Source organism: Halomonas sp. DP8Y7-1 (assembly GCF_019801685.1).
Classification (GTDB): domain Bacteria; phylum Pseudomonadota; class Gammaproteobacteria; order Pseudomonadales; family Halomonadaceae; genus Halomonas; species Halomonas litopenaei_A.
In genome coordinates this window covers 74,764-93,278 of record NZ_JAHVIN010000001.1, presented here as the reverse complement: position 1 = coordinate 93,278, position 18,515 = coordinate 74,764, and the positions used below count along the sequence as shown (strand labels likewise).

The window sequence follows — 18,515 nt, the reverse complement described above, 5'->3', positions numbered from 1 at the left end:
TCAGGATATGACCACGTAAGGTGAAAAATGTCCCATTCCCCTGACAGCCCCCGCACCGTCGCGTTACCATGCGTCCTCACACGCACTCACCAAAGGTTCATCAATGCAAATTGCGCAGAATTCCGTTGTCGCGTTCCACTACACCCTGACCAATGACGCAGGTGAAGTGCTGGACAGCTCGGAAGGCCGCGAGCCGCTGACCTACCTCCACGGCGCCGGCAACATTATTCCGGGTCTGGAAAAGGAACTCGAAGGCAAGGCCGCAGGCGACAAGGTCAACGCCAAGGTCGCTCCCGCCGAAGGTTACGGTGAGGTCCAGGAGCAACTGGTCCAGGAAGTGCCGCGCGATGCCTTCCAGGGCGTCGAGAGCATCGAGCCGGGCATGCAGTTCCAAGCCCAGACCCAGGGCGGTCCGCTGATGGTCACCGTGACCCAGGTGGAAGGCGATACGGTTACCGTTGACGGCAACCATCCGCTGGCAGGCCAAAACCTGAACTTCGACGTGGAGATTGCCGAAGTTCGTGAGGCTAGCCAGGAAGAAATCGAGCACGGCCACGTGCACGGTGAAGGCGGCCACGAGCACTAAGGCTCGCCACGATCACCGCGCTGCTGCGCTTTACCCGCAGCGACATCGCGGCACATTGAGCCAGCGCTAGATCCCAGGATCAGCGAATCGGCTTAGCCCTGACAGGGCAGCAAAGGACAGCTTAGGCTGTCCTTTTGCATGTCTGGGCACTGCTCAGCAGAAGGCCCGCGCTGGCGTCTTCTCCCTGCTTGCGCTCACTGCCTTTTAGCGCTGCCCTGTTGTTAGCCTTTCGCTACCCAGTCGTTACCCTGTTGCCACCCTATGGTGACGATAGGGTGGCCCCTTAGGTCGCCGCCCCTTTCTGTCGCTGCCCTGCCTTTACGGGAATAGTGGCGACGCGCGATCAGGGATTGGGCAATGACTGGGATGAGATCGCCTTCAGGGTGTGATAACCGCCCCAGAGTCGCGTGGCCGTCGTCAGCAGACACGCCCCTGCAAAGACGACCGCCAACGTCGGGAAGTGACCGGGCCACAGACAAAAGGCGATCAACGCCAGCACGGTTTCGGTACCCTCGGTCAATCCGTGGAGGTAGTAGAAGGCTTTGCGCTGAAAGCGTGGACGCTCCAGATCATGTCGGGCCGCCATGATGGCGAAGGCCAGAAATGATGTCCCCGTGCCGATGAAAGCGAACAGCAACAAGGCCGCCGGCAGCGCATTCTGCTCGCTATCGGCCAGAGCAAACCCCAGCACGACGCTCGCGTAGAAAACGAAGTCGAGGCCGATATCGAGAAAACCTCCCGCATCGGACGCAATGTCCAAGCGGCGCGCCAGAGCTCCATCGAGACCGTCTGCCACACGATTCAAGACAATTGCCAGCAGCGCCCAACCATAGGCCTGAATCGCCAGCAACGGCAGCGCCAGCATGCCGATGGCGAAGCCTGCCAAGGTCACGTGATCTGGGCGTACCTGAGCACGCTGAAGCAGTGTGACCAGAGGCTTCAGGGGCCCTTGGGTTTTCGGCATGGTCCAGCGATCTAGCATTTTCAGTCTCGGTAAGAGGAAGGGTATCAAGGGTGAAAAGGCGCACGGCGGAAACCTCCGCCGTGCGCTCTGGAGTGACTCGCTCGTCAGGGACTAGGCCGCGGTATCGTTGGCAGCTCGCGTCGCGCCGTCCGACTTGGTCGCCGCGTCGGCCTCCCCGGATGACGCGGCCTGATCCGCCTCGGCGCCACCTCTACGCCAGCGGAAGTAACGCTCAAGGTAGCCAAGCACACGTTCGGGCTTGTGGGCATTCTTCCAGACACCAGCAGCCGCCTTGACCGCTTCGGAGTGGGTCGGATAAGGGTGAATGGTCCCCAGCAGCTTGTTGAGCCCGATGCCACGCGTCATCGCTAGAGTGAATTCCGCCAGCATCTCTCCTGCTCCGGCACCCACAATGGTTGCCCCAAGGATGCGGTCCTTGCCAGGTACGGTCAGCACCTTGACGAAGCCAGTCGTGTCACCTTCAGCGATGGCCCTGTCCAGTTCTGACAGTTCATAGCGCGTCACCTCGAAGGCTACGCCCTGTTCCTCGGCCTCACGCTCGTTGAGACCGACCCTGGCCACTTCAGGGTCACAGAAGGTCACGGCGGGCAGTGCCTTGTAGCTCACCGTGAATCGCTTGAATTCACCGAACAGCGCGTTGACGGTGGCATGCCACGCCTGGTGGGCACTGGCATGGGTCAACTGGAAAGGCCCGACCACATCACCACACGCCCAGACATTCGGCAGAATGGACTGCAGACCACCGTCCACATCCAGGGTGCCATTATCGCGAGTGCCTACGCCTAGCGCCTCGAGGCCCAGCCCCTCTACGTTCGCCTGGCGCCCCACCGCCACCAGCAGCTGGTCAAAGGCCAAGTGCTCAATACGGGTCTCTCCACCGTCGTTGATCTCTACCTCAAGACGGTGCTCGCCGTTGTCGCCTGCCAGCACCTTGAGCGCTCGGGTCGACAGATACAGGTGCACACCGCTGGCTTCAAGCCCGGCTGCCGCTTCACGCGCCACATCCGAATCCTCACGGGGCAGCAGCTGAGGCCCCATTTCGACCAGCGAGACCTGACTGCCCAGCCGAGAGAAACTCTGCCCCAGCTCGCTGCCGATCGGGCCTCCCCCCAGCACGACCAGTCGCTTGGGCAGCGAGGTCAACTGCCACAGGTTATCCGACGTCAACACCTCAATGTCGTCGATTCCCGGAAGCGGCGGCACCCTGGGCCGCGCGCCGCTGGCAATAATGACATGCCGCGTGGTCAGCACCTGCTCCCCCACCTGCACGCGCCAGGGGTCAAGAAGCCGTGCCTCCCCCTCGACCACATCCACGCCAAGCCCCCGATAACGCTCAGGGCTGTCATGGGGCTCCACCTCAGCGATGGCACCGTGTACATGCCCCATCACCGCGGCGAAATCTACCTGGGGCTCGCCAGCGCTTACGCCATAGGCAGGCGCCCGACGGATGTCCTCCGCCGCCCGGGCTGCGCGGATCAGTGCCTTGGACGGAACGCAGCCCGTATTGAGACAGTCGCCCCCCATGCGATGGCGTTCGACCAGTGTCACCTTGGCCTTTACCGCCGCCGCGATATAGCTCGCTACCAGGCCAGCAGACCCCGCCCCGATGACCACGATGTCGCGATCGAAGCGAGCTGGACGCTGATAGGCTGACGCCAGGCGACGACGCTTGAGCACGCCCACCAGCGCCTTGGCAAGCCAAGGGAACAGGCCAATCAGCACGAACGACAACACCAGACCCGGCGACAGAATCCCCGACAACGAATCCAGATCCCCGAGCTCACGCCCGGCGTTCACGAACACGGCGGTTCCCGGCAACATGCCAAGCTGGCTGACCCAGTAGAAGGTCGGCAGACGCATCCGGGTCAGCCCCACCACCAGGTTGATCACAAAGAAAGGAAAGATGGGGATAAGACGCAGGGTGAAGAGATAAAAAGGCCCCTCTCGATCAATGCCGGCATTGATCCGCGAGAGCTGCCGGGAAAAGCGCGTTTCCAGGCTCTGGCGCAGCAACGTCCGGGCAATCAGTGCCGCCAACGTTGCGCCCAGCGAACTGGCAAACGACACCAGCAACAGCCCAGCCCAGAAGCCAAACAGTGCACCGGCCAGCAGTGTCAGCAATCCCGCCCCTGGCAGCGACAGTGCAGCCATCAGTACGTAGATTGCGAAAAAGCCTCCCGCCACGGTCCATGGGTCGTCATGGAACCACTGCTGAAACTGCGCTTGCTGCGACTTGATGGCCTCCAGAGTAAAGGCATCGTTGGCGCCGGTGGCGAAGAAGGCGACAACCGCGAGAGCGATCACTGCCAGCAATATCCATTTTTTACGGGTCACCCGTCTCTCCTTCTCGACTCGGTAGGGCACAGGGGCCTGGGCAACAGACGTCACGATCTCGCCGTGCGTCAGTAACAAGACGCTTCTCGCTGGCTCAGGGCCAAGGCATCACGATGCCTTCGAGGTTAGCAGCAGCGGCTATGTCGCGGATAGCCGCCCTAGCCTTACGGCTGAAAATGCAAAGATTCTGAATTTAGCTGAGTCGTCCTGTAAGGAAGGACCCGCCACACTGACCAAACCTGCGGAAAGTCACCTGCACCCTGGACACTAAACGGAGTGAATTGATGCGAATTCCCCTGATCCCACGAAGCGTCATTGTTGCCGGCATGTTGACTGGTGCCACGCTGACAGCCCCCACGGCCTTTGCCGATCAGCAGACGGCTATCTTTGGTGGGGGCTGTTTCTGGTGCATGGAAGAAGCGTTCGACAAGATCGACGGCGTCGAGGCGACCGTATCGGGCTTTGCCGCCGGGAAAACAGAGAACCCGACCTATCAGGCGGTCAGCGCTGGGGGGACCGGCTACGTGGAAGTCGTGCAAGTCACTTACGACACCGACAAGCTCGACTACGAAGACCTGCTCTACGTCTACTGGCGCAACATTGATCCCTTTGTCGCCAATCGGCAGTTCTGTGACGAAGGTGACACCTATCGCTCTTCATTGCTGCCGCTGAACGACGAGCAGCGCAGCCAGGCGCAAGCAAGCCGAGACGCCATCGCCGAACGCTTTGATCAGCCTATCGAGACCCTGATCGAAGACCCTGGCACCTTCTATCCGGCCGAGGACTATCACCAGAACTACTATCAGAACAACAAGGTTCGCTACACCTTCTACAAGAACGCATGCGGTCGCCCGGATCGCCTCAAGGAGATCTGGGGCGAAGAAGCCATGCCCCATGCGGCTCCGGGTCAACAGGCGAGCTCCTGAGCCCTTGCCATGAAGGCCGCTCTGGGGCTCCTCTGCTGTAGCCCATTGCCCTCACGGCCCCTCTCGACCAACGTGGACGAGAGGGGCCGCTGTCTTCCTGACAGCTCTTGCTTCCTGACAGCTCTTGGCCAGCAGATCTTTACGGCAGAAGGGTGGCGGGTGGCGCCGGCCGGCTAATGACTGCCGGACGTAGCCACGGCGATGTTGCGTGCTTCTTCTTGCCGCTGACGCCGACACAAGCGCCAGCTCAGCCATCCCGTCAAGGCAAGTACACACCAGCTGGCGCCGATCACACCGGTCCACCCCTGCCACAGCCAAAATGGCTCCAGCCATAGCGGCCCCAGGCTCGCACCCAGATAGTAGAAGACCAGGTAAAGCGCCGACGCGCTGCCCCGTCCCGTCTTGGCCTGGCGCCCGACCCAGCCTGATGCGGTCGCATGGCACAGAAAGAAGCCAAAGGCACTGACCATCAGCGCCACCACGATCACGCTGAGGGACTCGACCAGCGTCATCCCCAGCCCCACACTCACGATCCCGATTCCCAGCAGCATGGTGCCCGGCGCACCAAGCCTGGCGACCACCCGGGCTGACAGGGTCGAGCCAAGGGTGCCGCCCAGATAGGTAAGGAACAGTAGCCCCAGCCAGCGAGGGCCAAGCAGAAACGGGGATTCTGCCAGACGGAACGTCATGTAACTGTACTGGTTGATGAACACCAGAAAGTTCAGTCCCCCAATCAGATAGGCCGGCCACAGCCATGGATTGCCAAGATGCGACCTCATCTGCTGCACCGCGCCGGACACGCGAAAAGGCTGGGGCTTGAAGCTCCTGGCGGCAGGCAGCAACCACCAGAACAACATCGTGCCTGCCAGCGTGACCACCGCCACCGAAACGAAACTTGCCTGCACCCCCTGCCACTCACCGATGACGCCGCCCAGGATGCGCCCGCCGATACCTCCCAGGGTGTTGGCGGCGATATACAGTCCTACCGCACGGGTCATGGCCTGAGGGGAAAATTCGTCCCCCATCCATGCAATGGCGACGGCCGGCAAACCACCCAGCGCAAGCCCCTGCAGCACCCTGGCAGCCAGCAGGCTCTCCAGCCCCGGAACAAAGGCAATCAACAGCGTCGCCAAACCCACCGCGGCCAGACTGACCTTCATGATCGCACCGCGCCCAATGGCGTCGGATAGCGGGCCATACACCAACAATGACAAGGCCAGCGTCAACGTTGCCAAGGACATGACCAGGCCGATCATCAAGGTCGATGCACCATGTGCCTCTCGCAACATGGGCAGCAAGGGCTGGGGTGCGTACAGGTTGATGAACACCAGCATGGAACCCAGACACAGAGCCAGTGTCGCTCTGCGCCAGGTGGGCGTATCGGCATGAATCATGAAGGTCTCCTTTGGCAAACGCTATCATCCATGCTTCACTTCCATCACACCAACAGAAGAAAATGATGCTCACCATCAGATTGACTTATGAGTCTACCCTTTGATCTCAGATCGCTGGCCGTTTTCGTTGCCGTGGTCGACCATGGCGGCTTCAGCGCTGCCGCTCGTGCGCGACATGTAGCCCAATCTGCCGTCAGCCAGACCATCGCTTCACTGGAACAACGCCTGGATACGCCGCTGTTCAAACGTCAGGAACGCCCCATACAGCTGACTCCAGAGGGTGAGGTGCTGCTGCAGCATGCGAGGCGTCTTCTTGACGATGCCAGCGCCACGGAGCTCGCCATGCGGGAACTCAAGGGCCTGGTCAAGGGTGAGGTCCGCATCGGCATTCCTTCCATGCTGGGCTCCTATTACCTGCCCCCGCTGCTGATGGGATTTGCCGCGCGTCACCCCGGCATCCGCATGACCGTCATCGAGGCAGGCGCACGCCGCCTGCAAGCCCTGATCAAGGAGCGGGAACTGGATTTAGGCATCGTGGTGGAAGACGGCACGAATCACGACCTGGAGACGGAAACCCTGCTGTGTGAAGAAATGGTGATCTGTGCCCCTCGCGACCATCCTTTTGTGTCACAAGGCCAGGTCAGTGCAGCGGAGTTTCTGTCACAGCCGCTGGTGCTGTTTCAGGACGGCTACTTTCATCGAGAGTTTGTGGACGCCATGGCCCGCCAGCTTGGCATGGCACCTCAACTGGCGTTTCAATCCAACCTGATTCCGCTGACCAAGGCTATCGTGCGCCAAGGCTTCGGCATCACCACATTTCTGCGTCGGGTCGTGGAGGAAGACGACCTGGCCGCCGTGTCCTTTTCGCCGCCAGCCATGTTGACCTTGTCCCTCGCCTGGCAGCCCCAGGGGTACCTGTCGCGCGCCGAACGGGCCTTCATCGACTACGCACTGGCCAACCGCCACGGGCTATGACCAAGCCGCAAGCCGTAGAGTTGACGACATAAAAGAGGCAAGCCATCAGGCTTGCCTCTTTTATGTCCATCTAACGATTCACAGGACAGCATCATGGGGCGCAGGCCATGACCAGTGACCTGAGCAGCCGCTTGTCCGCCATCAAGCGCTATCAGCCGCCAAACTGTGCCGGGCTGTAGGCAAACTGTCGCATGCTCAGATGTGTCGGCTCGAGCGGGCGGCGGGCCTGCCAGTAGTAGCGGCGCCAGTAGCTGTTGTCGAGCTTGGAAATCATGACACCACGTGAAGAAGACGCGTGCAGAAAACGCCCCTGCCCGACGTAGATGCCGACATGACGATTGCCAGGAGGCTTGAAGAAGACGAGATCACCAGGGGACAGCTGATCGCGAGTGATGGGTTCGCCCATGTGGAGCTGGCTGCCGGTGGTTCGGGGTAGCTCGACCTGGAAGGCGTCGCTGAAAATGTTCTGCACCAGCGCCGAACAGTCGATGCCACTCATGTTGGTGCCACCAAACCGATAGGGCGTTCCCGCCCAGCGATCGTGTTCTGCCATCAGGGCCTCACGAATCGCGGCGGCTGGATCATCCAGGAAGCTGCCGCCGGTATTGGGCACTTCAACAGGTGACATTCGCGAGGCGGCTCGCTCCGCCAATGTCGGCATGTCTCTGCTGAAATAATCGTTCTGGGCAGTATCCTGTTGACTCGCACATCCGACCAACAGGCCAAGCATCATCATAGCCGCTGTCACGCGGCAGGTCTGGGCGACGCTCATGCGACACACACCTCATTCCCTGAACCGGACCCGCTGACGACAGATCCGGCGCCCAAGAGCCCCTGTGGAAGTGACGCACTAGTGCCACTGCCACAATACCCTCAGCTACGCTAGTGGATCGACGACCCCCTTCTTTACGGGGGGTCTGACGAAAGTTCTCATGGATAGTAGCCAAAATAATCTGTTATGACGATAGATCAGGACAATTTTTTGGCACTTTTTTTCTGTTGTTCCAAGACGATCAGTGCAGGGTTCGACCATCTCCCGGCAAAGTATCAATATGCAGAGGTGCCCAGTGTCGCGGGCGCGCCCCCGGAAAGTCCAGGCTCGCCCAGGTTCCCGCGAGGGGTGGAGCTCCCGACAACCAGGCGATCAAAGCCTGTCGAAAACTGGCCAGAAATGACTCGCGCTCTGGCGTCTCACCCATGAAGAACGAGAATCCTGCGTACAGCCCTCTTGCGTAGTCCTGCCAGCCGGCATAGTGGGTAGATGCCAACTGATAGGCCCGTTCAAGCAGGGCCAGAAAGTCTGGCTGTGCCAGCCAGCCAAGCTGTCGACCGGCAATGGCAAGGTCGACGGCCTGTGCCAGATCCCAGGCACACATGTCGATATCGTTGCAATGGTCGGCATTGTCGCGAACACGCAGCAGGCGCAGCAGGTGATTACGCTCCTCCTCATTGCACTCCCCGGACTCAAGAGTGGCAATCTCGGAGTTCAAGCGCGCGGCATTCAGGGTGTAGGGCGCATAGTTGATCTGATACTCCTGACGATCTCCCACATCGAGCAGAAAGCGCACGAAATCGATCAGCTCCGTCGCCGTATGCAGCCCGTAATGGCCATCGATCCAATCGCGGATCGACGCACCCTCACGATCGCTCTCTGGCTGAGGCAGACTCCAGGAGGCGGTATTCAAAGGTCCGACCAGAGACAGCGCCGTAAAATGCATCAGACTAGGCCGCTCTCCCGGCTCTCGCCAGTCCCCGCCCTGCCAGGTCAGCCAATGAAACAGACTGCCAGGATCGTCCAGGTGCCAGCGAATCTCATGACTCAGCGTCGGCTGTTCAGGCTCCGGTAGCAGACTGTCCCAGGTCGCCCACGCTTCGAGTAGCCGCTTTGGCGAACTGTAAAAACGGCACAGGACATCACGCAGTGCTGCCGCCATTTCCTCAAGACTGGCGGCATCAAACTGCTCACTATCCATGCTCATCAACAGGTAGAAAGCGTACTTTTCCGCCATATGAATGGTGGCCGAGTGGCGCGTGGCCTTGGCCAATCCGTCGCGCCCGGAGATGTCGCCAGCGGGCGCATCACCAAAGGGGGTTCGGGCGGAGGGCAAGGCACGATGGGCAGCGTCGGCCGCCAGTTGGTTAAGATGATGGGCCTGGGCCGGTAACCAGTAGCGAACCAATGCCCGGGCCCCTTCGTCCGGATGCAGGTCCAGCGTCTCGACCAGATACTTGCGGGCTTCATCTCGGCGGGACTGCACCAGTGTCGGCGACGGCCCTTGGCGCGCAGCCAGTTCGGGCTCGCGTACCGAGGCCAGGGCGAGCACCCAGTGCCGCGGCGATAGACGAAAGCCACGGGCGGCCTCGCGCGAGGCCTCAATCATGCCTTCGTCCAGCAGCTCCGCCAGACTGTCCTGCCAGGGGCTCAGGGGAGAGCCCATCAGCCATTGCCAGTCAGCGGCCAAGCTGGGAAGCCGGTCCTGACCTTCGAACAACCCACGCCCCCGCTGGTAGGACCGTGCCAACGCGCTCCAATCACTGTAACGACGCTGCACCAGGTCGGCAGCGTGATAGGCCATCAGAGCTGCGTCGCTGGGGGACAGCCAGCCCATGCAGGCGCCCGCCCAGGCCAGGTCCACCGCACGCAGCCAGTCCCAGGCGGCCCACTCCAGCGGCTCGCCCTGGTCGATGTAACGGCACAGTAGGCGGCCGTAGGCACGCTCCTGGGGGCCGAGACCTTCACACCAAGCCTGTCGCTCTGCGGTGCTGACACTCATCAGTCGCGAGGCGTCGATATCCCACCCCTGCCGGTCGCCTTGGCTCGTCAGCCAGAGCAGCGCCCGCTCAAGATCCTCGACACAATGAATCTGCCAGACCTCAGCCAGCCAGGTATCGACACCCTGCCAGTCGTGCTGACTGGCTGGCGTGACCAGCACGGGAGAGAAGGCAGCACGCAGGCGCCAGACACGATCCTCGGGACTATCCGGCCATAACGGCCCGACAGATGCCTGGGCGAGGCCCTGCTCTAGCAATGACCAGGTGATACCAGCACCCTCGCCTTCCAGCTTGGACAAGGCTCGGCAGGCATCGAGCAAACCTTCGTCGCCGTGCAACCAGCCTTCCCGACCACGCGCCTCGCACAGGGCCTCAAGCCAATCATCCAGGCTGTCGTAGCGGCGCTGAATCTCGCGGCAGCGATTGACGGCCCAGGACCGGGCGACATCGGCTGTCAGCCAACCGGCAGCCCCACCCAGCGCAATCAGCTCCAGAGACGCCAGCAATTGCGATGCGGATGCATGACCGGCCGCATCCAGCTCAAGCAGACGCCAGGCCAGCTCACCTCGATCCACCACTTCAATGGCAGCCAGGCGCTCAAGCGCCGCCTCTTCCGGCAACGTCAAAGGGTCAGGCATGAAAGCCCAGTCACACAGCACCAGTTGCTGCGCCCACCAGGCATTGAGCGGATCAACCAAGTCTCACCTCGCTGGAACACGAATATCAGGCCGGCCCGGCAGAAGCCTGCTACGGGGTTTCACTCTTCACTATGTTGCGTCGCCGTCTCTACACAACTGCGCTTGTCGACAGGCAACCCCGCAGTGGCCGCAGAGCCAACGTCGCAGGCGGTGGCAACAAGACGGCGACATAGTGTACCGGAAACTGCTCGTCGCGCCGATGCCAATGTCCTGTTCGAGTGGTGAACGATGGTCGTGCTGTGCGCTTCCACCGGATTCTTCAAACAGCCGTAAAAAATTATGGTCACGCCCCTTGGCGCCATGTTTCAAATAATGCACACTCGTCAATCATGAGATAACACCTATTCCCTGACTTTCGCGGAGCCCCCCATGTCCAACGCTCAGGACCTGATTATCGACAAGGCATACATCGGCGGCCAATGGCGTGCCACCGACCGTCGCTTCAGTGTGACCAATCCCGCCACGGGTGCCGTTCTGGCAGAAGTACCGGACCTCGGTGCCGATGAGGTGAAAGAGGCCATCGGCGCCGCTGATCAGGCCTGGGCTGGCTGGAAGCGCAAGACCGCCAAGGAGCGCTCCGCACTGCTACGCGCCTGGTTCAACGCGATCATGGACCATCAGGAAGCCCTCGCCGAGCTGATGACCCTTGAGCAAGGCAAGCCGCTGGCAGAGTCTCGCGGCGAAGTGGCCTACGGGGCTGCCTTTGTCGAGTTCTATGCCGAGGAAGCCAAGCGCATCGCCGGCGAGACGCTTCCAGGCCACGGCCAGGACAAGCGCATTCTGGTATTCCGTGAACCGGTCGGCGTGGTCGCTGCCATCACCCCGTGGAACTTTCCGCTGGCCATGATCACCCGCAAGTGCGCCCCTGCTCTGGCAGCAGGCTGCACCGTGGTAGTGAAGCCGGCAGAGGCGACCCCTCTGACCGCCCTGGCGCTGGCCAAGCTGGCAGAAGAGGTCGGCATTCCCGCTGGTGTCATCAATATCGTGACCTCCAGCTCGCCTCGCGAAGTGGGCCCCGTGCTGACCGGTGACGCGAGAGTGCGCAAGGTGTCTTTCACGGGCTCTACTCCGGTAGGCAAGATTCTGCTGGCCCAATGCGCAGATACCGTCAAGAAGGCTTCCATGGAGCTAGGTGGCAACGCTCCCTTCATCGTCTTTGATGACGCTGACCTGGACGCAGCCGTGGAAGGCGCCATTGCCTCCAAGTACCGCAACTCCGGTCAGACCTGTGTGTGTACCAACCGCTTCCTGGTTCAGGACGGGGTGTACGATGCCTTCGTCGAAAAGCTGGGCAAGCGCGTTGCCCAGCTCAAGGTGGGCAACGGCCTGGAAGAAGGCGTGGTCCAGGGCCCGCTGATCAACGCGGCCGCGGTGGACAAGGTGCAATCGCATATCGCTGACGCCCTCGACAAGGGTGCGCGTCTGGTGACCGGTGGTGAAGCTCTGGAAGGCACCTTCTTCCAGCCCACGGTGCTGGCCGATGTCACCACCGCCATGCGCGTGGCCAAGGAAGAAACCTTCGGCCCGTTGGCCCCCATCTTCCGCTTCAGCAGTGACGATGAGGCCATCGCCATGGCCAATGATACCGAGTTCGGCCTGGCTGCCTACTTCTACGCCAGCGATTACCGTCGCATCTGGCGCACCATGGAGCAGCTGGAGTACGGCATGGTCGCCATCAACGAAGGCATCCTGTCTACCGAACTCGCGCCCTTCGGGGGCGTCAAGGAGTCGGGTCTTGGACGCGAGGGTTCGCGCCATGGCCTCGACGAATACACCGAACTCAAGTACGCCTGCGTCGGCGGCCTGTGAAAGCCGGGCGACCAGCCGTCTGCCTCATGCCACGAACACCAGAGGAACACTTGAGTTAGACCGTGCATTCTCACCACAAAATATGCCGGGACGCGCACTGCGCGTCCTGTCGTTAACGTCTACCCTGAACACACTCTCTCCAAACTGCAGGCACAAGGAGTCTGAAGATGTCCAACGCACAACTGAATGAACTCAAGCAAAAGTACGTGGCCAAGGGTGCCGCCAGCCCCGCGACCGCCTTCGCAGACCATGCCAAGAATGCGGAACTGTGGGACGCCGACGGCAACCGTTTCATTGACTTCGCTGGCGGCATCGGCGTCCTCAATATTGGTCACTGCCATCCCAAGGTGGTCCAGGCGGTCAAGGACCAGCTGGACAAGGTGATGCACACCTGCCAGACCGTGATGCCCTATGAAGGCTACGTCAAAGTGGCCGAGAAGCTGGCCGAGATCACCCCGGTGCGCGGCGATGCCAAGGTCATGCTCGCCAACTCCGGCGCCGAAGCGCTGGAAAACGCGGTCAAGATTGCACGTGCCGCGACCGGCCGCAACAACGTCATCTGCTTCGACGGTGGCTACCACGGCCGTACCTTCATGACCATGGCCATGAACGGCAAGGTGGCTCCCTATGCCAACGACTTCGGCACCATGCCGGGCTGCGTCTTCCGCGCCGGCTACCCGGTCGCTGAGCACGGCATCAGCGAAGAGGAAGCCATTCGTCGCCTGAAGATGGTACTGAAGACCGACGCCAACCCGGCCGACACCGCGGCCATCGTGCTTGAGCCTGTGCTGGGCGAAGGTGGCTTCTACCCGGCTCCGCAGAGCTTCCTCGAAAAGATTCGCGAGATCTGCGACGAGCACGGCATTCTGATGATCATCGACGAAGTTCAGAGCGGCTTCGGTCGTACCGGAAAAATGTTTGCCATCGAACACAGCGGCGTTCAGCCCGACCTGATGACCATGGCCAAAAGCATGGCAGCAGGCATGCCGATCTCAGCAGTGGTCGGCACTGACAAGCACATGGACGCCTCCGGCGCCAACTCGCTGGGTGGCACCTATGCCGGTAGCCCAGTGTCCTGCGCCGCCACCCTGGCAGTACTAGAGGTGTTCGAAGAAGAGGATATCCTGGCCAAGAGCCGCGCGCTGGGTGACAAGCTGGCACAACGTTTCGCCCAGTGGGCCGAGACATTCGACGCTGTCGTGCACCCCCGCAACCTCGGTTCCATGGCCGCCTTCGAACTGAACGGCAAGGATGGTCAGCCGGCCCCCGAGCTGGCCGCTGAACTTTGCAAGCGCGCTCGCGAGAACGGCCTGATCCTGCTTTCTTGCGGCATGTTCGGCAACACCATTCGCTTCCTCATGCCGGTCACCATCGAGGACGCGGTTCTCGAAGAAGGCCTTGGCATCATCGAGAACGACCTCAAGGCCATGCTGGGCAGCACTGCCGCCGCCACGGCGTAATGCTCAGACGCTGACGGCCCACCGCCGTCATGCCTCGACGCCACCGGCTGATGCCGGTGGCGTTGTTGTTTGGGGGCAGTGAAAAAGCAGCAATGCTCGCCCTTGCGGGCACCCAGATTGGAAAAAATGTGCCCAAACAAGCTACGGTAAAGCCTCACTCATGGACGCGAGGGACCCGACCATGCAAGAGGATGAACTAGGCAATATGGGCGTTGCGGCACTGACGGAACATTACCGCAATGGCAGCGTCTCACCGCTGGAAGCGACTCGAGCCGCCCTGTCCAGGATTGAACGCTTTAACCCGACCGTTAATGCCTACACCTATATCGATGCCGAAGGCGCCGAGAAAGCCGCAACAGCCTCGGCGCGGCGATGGGGGCAAGGCAAGCCACTCAGCCCCATCGACGGCGTACCGGTCTCCATCAAGGACCTGACCAACGTCGCGGGCATGCCAACGTCAAATGGCTCGCTGCTGGGGTCTCGTCAGCCCTGTGACACTGATGCGCCACCGGCCCGGCGACTGAGAGAGGCCGGCGCTGTTCTGCTGGGCAAGACCAACACGCCGGAAGATGGCTGGAAGGCGGTCACCGATAACCGCGTGTTCGGTGCCACCTGCAACCCCTGGGACACTCGCCTGACGTCCGGCGGATCGTCGGGAGGTGCTGCCGCAGCTGCCGCCCTGAACATGGGGGTGCTGCATCAAGGTGGCGACTCTGGCGGTTCCATTCGCATACCCGCCGCCTTCTGCGGCGTCTTCGGCTTCAAACCAAGCTTTGGCTGGACACCGCAGTGGCCGCCAGCGGAGGCCCCGACGCTTTCCCATATCGGCCCGATCACGCGCACGGTGGAAGACGCCGCCGCCATGCTCAATGTCATTGGCCGCTACGACTACGTGGACCCCTATGCTACCCGAGGTCAGCCGAGCGACTGGGGCCAGGACCTGGGCCAGGACTTGCGCGGTCTGCGCATCGCCTTCTCCACCGATCTCGGCTTCGCCGACGTGGACCCTCAGATCGTCGCCAAGGTCAGAGAGGCCGCCCACCACCTCGAAGCCTTGGGTGCCGAGGTCTGCGAGGTCAACCCAGACCTCCCGTCGCCCCTGTGGATCTTTCAGCGACTGTGGTTTACCGCCTCACTGGAGATGGTCTCGCAGCTCAGTGATGACGACCGTGCCAAGCTGGACCCCGGCCTTTACGAGAATGCCTTGCGCGCAGAGGACTGGAAGGCCGTAGAGCTCTTCCGCGCCCAGGCCGCCCGGGCCGACCTGACGATGCGCCTGGAACAGTTCAATCAGGACTATCACCTGCTGATGACCCCATCCGTGCCCATCAGTCCCTTCGAGATTCACCACCAGGTGCCTCCGGGAAGTGGCATGCGCGACTGGGAGGAATGGGCGCCCTTCTCCTACCCCTTCAACCTCAGTCAGCAGCCCGCAGCGTCGGTTCCCTGCGGCTTTACCGAACAGGGACTGCCTGTCGGTTTTCAACTGGCGGGAGGCAAGTACGATGACGTCAGGGTGCTCAGGGCGTGCCACGCGTACCTGCAGGCACACCCACCCCGCTTTCCCTCCCTGCCTGACCCCGCCCGTCAGGCAGGCTGAATGGCGCTTGCCATCGGCGCCAAGGGAAGATCAAAAATTAAACACAACATAATGGCGCTGCTACTTCAAACCCACCACTTAACCCAATAACAAGCCCCTTCCAGCGCCCTACCCGTATGAGAAAAGCGAAGGTATCCCGACCTTCGCTTTTCTCCACCACCACATTGGCGATTTAGTGGCATTCAAACTCCGCGACGAGCCCTGTCGAAGGAATCCTCATGGGAATACCATTTACCACACTAGGAACAGATGAGACGAATGCATCATCCTCATTTCCCGTTATGGTATAGTTCGAGTCGCCACATACCTCTTCAGCCTCTTCTCTCACATTGTCCATGTGATCCGATTTTGATGCCCAAACATTACCACTACTCGTCACTCTGTATTTATGCGGCCCGATATTTTCGGAATGGGCTATTGAGCATGCTGCAATCAAGAAAACACAACATAGCGCGATGATAAATATAAAAAAATTTCTCACAACTTGATACTCCTTATTCTTGGAATAACCTGGTAAACATGAGTATGCGCAGCATCTGAGGCCACTTCTCACTAGCACAACCGTCCTCGCCTATTTTGAGAAAGTATCCTTCACAGGCTGCCTATCGACTATGCAAATCTCTAACTCGACCACACCACACATAACCATCACAAACTTGACCTAGATCAAAACCCATGAGGCAAAGAAAGCGTTCCACCTCTATATTAATGAGCACACATACTTTACCCCACGTCATTAATTGGAAGCTTATCCCATACGGTGGAAGACATAGTTTGCTAGCCAGAAACAACGAATACACGGCTTCACCTAGTCAGCAAGGCGTTATACTAACGACTAACTCCGGACCCTATCTTGAAGAACACGTCATGGTGCACGTTATCATCGAGTAAAAACGGAGCAACCGAGTGATAGCAACTCTGCTCGAGCGGTTACCGCAGGCGATCAATCGAAAAATGACTCACTATGGATAGCCCGATGACAGGTATCCTGCATATCAACGCAATATCGTCACCGCATGCCTCCCCGACCAGGTAAACGGCGACCTTCATCATCTGTCGACCACGGGCCGAAACCTCTATCGCTGCTTTGACACACCCTGCAACGCTGCCTCAGCGGTACCCGTCATGGCGAAGAGCGCCTACCGGGCAGCCATGGCGTGAACAAGAGAACCGGCGTAACGAGATGCCTAGCCCGCTCAAACGCCAAGGGCCCGGTGCAATGCACCGGGCCCTTGGCGTTTGAGCGATGATGACGCTCCTTATGAGGCCATATCACCCCTCAACGGTCGTGAGTGAACGCTAACCTCGCAGCTTCCCCACGCCCCACAGCAATACCACGGCACCTACCACGGCCGTCACCAGTGAGCCGATGAATCCTCCACTGGAAAGCCCAACCAGGCTGAACAGCAGGCCACCGATCAATGCACCAACGACACCAACCCCGATATTGCCAAGCAGACCGAAACCACCGCCACGCATGATGTTACCTGCGATCCAGCCGGCCAGTCCGCCAATGATCAACCACGCGATAAAGCCCATTGCGTTCTCCTTCGTCGCTGAATGAAAGCTTGCGGTTCTGCGGTACAAGCCCCCCAGCGGCAAATCCCTTGGCCGAGGAGCAAGACCTTCTGGCGTGCCCTAGAGGCCATCGCCCATGCCTTTACAGCTATACCATTACATTCATGCATACGAAAGTAGCGATCTGTATCTCGAGCCATGCAAGAGGAGGCCTGGCTAAGCACCAGCGGCCCCTACCGCGGCCACCCTAGATGGTCAAAAGCCGTGCTCTACCGCCACCGCACACCACCATGGAGCCACCAGCAAAACGCAATGCCTGTCCTGCATCAGCCCCGCACCGATTGCGAGCCCTCACTCACCGCGCCTGCCTTCTGGCCTCACCGAGTCACCGTCAGAAGCGATTTCCCGGCTCGGCGAGGAACGCCTCTTCCTCTGGCGTGGAGCGCCGCCCCAAGGCAGCGTTGCGCTGAGGATAACGACCGAAGCGGAGCAGTACCTCCCGGTGCCGGTGCTCATGGTGCAAATTGCTTTCCAGTCCCGGTTGGTCAAACAGGCGCAAGGCTTCCTCATGTATCAACAGTGACTCGCTGTGCATGTAAGGCATGTAGAGAAAGGCGCGCCAGGCGACATCCAGCACCCGATCCGCCCCCTGTGCCACCGCCTCCTGCGCCAGCACCAATGCCTGGCCATCGCAGGCGAAGGCAAGCGCACTATCACGGTGGATGTTTCGCGAGAACTGATCCAGGACCAGGATTTCCGCCAAGCGCCCGCGTGCCGAGGTACGCCACTGCCAGGTCTCGGCGGACGCGGCAGCAGACAGCGTCGCACTGAACGCATCGCGCATGCGTTGGTCCAGGTCGGCGTCCTTGGCAAACCACTGCCGCGGCGTCAACGTGTGAAACCAGAACTCGATGACCTCATCGGCTCGCGCTACCGCTACTGACATGGCATTCTCCCCCTTCCAGAAATCCTCTGCCATTGGCGCCCGGCTACCGGCATTGGGACGCCGGCACCGGATGATGGTCGACCACCACGACTCGCCAAGATGGCATTGTGTGATCGCTCGCGTGACTCACCCGGCCACCCACCTGCTGGATCCCATCCCCCATGACACCCTTCGAACTGCTTCGCTCGCTGGCGGTCGTCTTTCATATGTCTGGCCTGGTCGTCTGCCTGCTGGGTCTGCATATCGCTCGCACCCATCGCTGGCCAGGGCGGCTTCTGGCCGCCTGCGGATTCATCATTGCGGCAACGCCTACATTGCTGCAACTATTTGGCATCGTTGAGCCTGTGCCGGTTCCAGCAGTTCTTCCGGAACCACACGGCTAAGACAAAAGATGTATGGCTCGAGCGTGATAGCCACATAAACTAGCCAACATGCTGCCAACAGGCACTATATCGACGAACTTAATCCTTTAAGAAACGGAAAAGCGCGTTCACCTCAGGCGGCCTGACCGC

At 60.6% G+C, this 18,515-nt stretch carries 14 protein-coding genes; 7 read left to right on the top strand and 7 right to left on the bottom strand.

Features of this window, described 5'->3' with window-relative positions:
• Window positions 1-103: 103 nt before the first annotated feature.
• The gene (locus KUV41_RS00375; RefSeq protein ID WP_045992921.1) at window positions 104-586 is read left to right on the top strand and encodes a peptidylprolyl isomerase; all 483 of its coding nucleotides are present in this window, start codon (window positions 104-106) and stop codon (window positions 584-586) included.
• Between the two features lie 343 nt (window positions 587-929).
• Here the strand turns inward: KUV41_RS00375 and KUV41_RS00370 are convergent, their stop codons facing one another.
• Together KUV41_RS00370 and KUV41_RS00365 are read right to left on the bottom strand one after the other, a co-directional pair.
• Entirely contained in the window at window positions 930-1,568 is a 639-nt protein-coding gene (locus KUV41_RS00370; protein ID WP_222483652.1) for a CDP-alcohol phosphatidyltransferase family protein, read from the bottom strand.
• Between the two features lie 93 nt (window positions 1,569-1,661).
• Window positions 1,662-3,905: an FAD-dependent oxidoreductase gene (locus tag KUV41_RS00365; protein ID WP_222483650.1), complete on the bottom strand. Its 2,244-nt coding sequence runs from the start codon at window positions 3,903-3,905 to the stop codon at window positions 1,662-1,664.
• Window positions 3,906-4,189: 284 nt separating this feature from the next.
• Here KUV41_RS00365 and msrA point away from each other — a divergent pair, with 284 nt between their 5' ends.
• Window positions 4,190-4,831 carry a peptide-methionine (S)-S-oxide reductase MsrA gene (msrA, locus tag KUV41_RS00360; RefSeq protein WP_222483648.1) on the top strand — a complete coding sequence of 214 codons (642 nt, stop codon included), beginning with the start codon at window positions 4,190-4,192 and terminating at the stop codon, window positions 4,829-4,831.
• A 173-nt stretch (window positions 4,832-5,004) separates the two neighbouring features.
• Here msrA and KUV41_RS00355 read toward each other — a convergent pair whose 3' ends face one another.
• On the bottom strand, window positions 5,005-6,225 hold the full coding sequence (locus KUV41_RS00355) for an MFS transporter (RefSeq protein ID WP_222483646.1): 1,221 nt from the start codon (window positions 6,223-6,225) through the stop codon (window positions 5,005-5,007).
• Between the two features lie 87 nt (window positions 6,226-6,312).
• Between KUV41_RS00355 and KUV41_RS00350 the strand changes: the two genes are divergently transcribed.
• Window positions 6,313-7,200 carry a LysR family transcriptional regulator gene (locus KUV41_RS00350; RefSeq protein WP_222164240.1) on the top strand — a complete coding sequence of 296 codons (888 nt, stop codon included), beginning with the start codon at window positions 6,313-6,315 and terminating at the stop codon, window positions 7,198-7,200.
• 151 nt (window positions 7,201-7,351) lie between these two features.
• On the opposite strand, the gene KUV41_RS00345 is transcribed toward KUV41_RS00350, so the two are convergent.
• Both KUV41_RS00345 and KUV41_RS00340 read right to left on the bottom strand, forming a co-directional pair.
• Window positions 7,352-7,828 carry a C40 family peptidase gene (locus KUV41_RS00345; protein WP_308126695.1) on the bottom strand — a complete coding sequence of 159 codons (477 nt, stop codon included), beginning with the start codon at window positions 7,826-7,828 and terminating at the stop codon, window positions 7,352-7,354.
• A gap of 385 nt (window positions 7,829-8,213) precedes the next feature.
• The gene (locus KUV41_RS00340; RefSeq protein WP_222483644.1) at window positions 8,214-10,670 is read right to left on the bottom strand and encodes a DUF1266 domain-containing protein; all 2,457 of its coding nucleotides are present in this window, start codon (window positions 10,668-10,670) and stop codon (window positions 8,214-8,216) included.
• A gap of 369 nt (window positions 10,671-11,039) precedes the next feature.
• On the opposite strand from KUV41_RS00340, the gene KUV41_RS00335 reads away from it, so the two are divergent.
• The 3 genes from KUV41_RS00335 (at window position 11,040) to KUV41_RS00325 (ending at window position 15,539) form a co-directional block, all read left to right on the top strand.
• Window positions 11,040-12,479, top strand: coding sequence for an NAD-dependent succinate-semialdehyde dehydrogenase (locus tag KUV41_RS00335; RefSeq protein WP_206944390.1), 1,440 nt, complete (start codon window positions 11,040-11,042; stop codon window positions 12,477-12,479).
• A 167-nt stretch (window positions 12,480-12,646) separates the two neighbouring features.
• Window positions 12,647-13,939, top strand: coding sequence for an aspartate aminotransferase family protein (locus KUV41_RS00330; protein ID WP_206944392.1), 1,293 nt, complete (start codon window positions 12,647-12,649; stop codon window positions 13,937-13,939).
• Between the two features lie 181 nt (window positions 13,940-14,120).
• Window positions 14,121-15,539 (top strand): amidase, encoded by a 1,419-nt coding sequence (locus KUV41_RS00325; protein WP_222483642.1) that lies wholly within the window; start codon window positions 14,121-14,123, stop codon window positions 15,537-15,539.
• Window positions 15,540-16,838: 1,299 nt separating this feature from the next.
• Here the strand turns inward: KUV41_RS00325 and KUV41_RS00320 are convergent.
• Window positions 16,839-17,078: a GlsB/YeaQ/YmgE family stress response membrane protein gene (locus tag KUV41_RS00320; RefSeq protein ID WP_206944395.1), complete on the bottom strand. Its 240-nt coding sequence runs from the start codon at window positions 17,076-17,078 to the stop codon at window positions 16,839-16,841.
• A gap of 370 nt (window positions 17,079-17,448) precedes the next feature.
• Window positions 17,449-18,003, bottom strand: a complete 555-nt coding sequence (locus tag KUV41_RS00315; protein ID WP_206944396.1) for a DUF924 family protein — start codon at window positions 18,001-18,003, stop codon at window positions 17,449-17,451.
• 161 nt (window positions 18,004-18,164) lie between these two features.
• Between KUV41_RS00315 and KUV41_RS00310 the strand changes: the two genes are divergently transcribed.
• Window positions 18,165-18,386: a hypothetical protein gene (locus KUV41_RS00310; protein ID WP_222483634.1), complete on the top strand. Its 222-nt coding sequence runs from the start codon at window positions 18,165-18,167 to the stop codon at window positions 18,384-18,386.
• Window positions 18,387-18,515: the final 129 nt, after the last annotated feature.